Below are 1,169 nucleotides of genomic sequence, written 5' to 3' on the forward strand. Positions count from 1 at the left end.
CCCCTGCGCGAGCCGTTGCCGTTCGGCCCGGTGCTGGACGCCCTGCGCGACACCGCCGACTGGCTGCCCCCGCCCGACCGGCTCAACCCACAGGCCGGGGCACTGGCCCCGCTACTGCCCTCCCTCGCCCAACACCTCCCCCCGCCACCCGCCCCACCCGAAGACCCCCGCGCCGGACGCTTCCAGCTGATGGGAGCCGTGCGCTCCGTCCTGGACGCCGCAGCCCCCCTCGTCCTGGTGATCGAGGACCTGCACTGGGCGGACGACGCCACCCGCGAACTGCTCCTGCTCCTCGCCCGAGACCTGCCCAAACAGCTCGGACTGGTGCTGACCTACCGCCGCGAGGACCTGCCCGCCGACACCCCCGCACTCGGCGCCCCCTACCGCCGCCCACCCGGAACCAACGGCGCCGAGATCCACCTCGACACCCTCACCGAAGACGACATCCAGGACCTCGCCGCCGCCGTCCTCGGCCCCCGCGCCAACACCGCCCTGGGCCGCACCCTCTTCGAACGCAGCGCCGGCCTACCCCTCGTCGTCGAGGAGGACCTCCTCACCCTCACCGAGCCGGCCCGCCACACAACGCCACGTCCCGACCGCGCCGGCCGCATCGCCGTACCCGACGACGTGTCGGTCCTGGAGCAGGCCGCCGTCCCCCGCGGACTGCGCGAGGCCGTCACCGCGCGCATGGCGACCCTGTCCGAGCCCGCCGTCGCGATGGTCGAGGCCGCCGCCGTCCTCGCCGTCCCCACGAGCCAGAACCTGCTCACCGAGGTCACCGGCCTCGACCCCGCCCAGGCCGGCCCCGCCCTCACCGAAGCCCTCCAAGCCGCCGTCCTACGCGAACCCGGCCCCGGCCACTACGGCTTCCGCCACACCCTCGCCCAACAGGCCGTCTACCAGGACATCCCCGGCCCCCACCGGCACGACCTCCACCGCCAAGCCGTCCGCACCCTCTGGACCACCCCCACCCCACCCCTCGTCCAGATCGCCCACCACACCCGCGCCCTCGGCGACATACCCGCCTGGCTACGCCAGGCCGAAGCCGCCGCCGACCAGGCCATCGCCCTCGGCGACGAAGGCACCGCCACCACCCTCCTCCACGACATCCTCGCCCAACCCCGCCTCGACCCCGACCTACGCACCCGCTCCGCCCTCGCCCTCTCCCG

At 74.9% G+C, this 1,169-nt stretch carries 1 protein-coding gene; it reads left to right on the forward strand.

Annotated elements, in window-relative coordinates; genetic code table 11:
• Positions 1-1,169: AAA family ATPase (locus ACFTWP_RS41840; protein WP_380270413.1), on the forward strand; the 1,169-nt coding region annotated here is incomplete at both ends.

It is taken from the genome of Kitasatospora sp. NPDC057015 (assembly GCF_042673745.1).
Lineage (GTDB): Bacteria > Actinomycetota > Actinomycetes > Streptomycetales > Streptomycetaceae > Kitasatospora.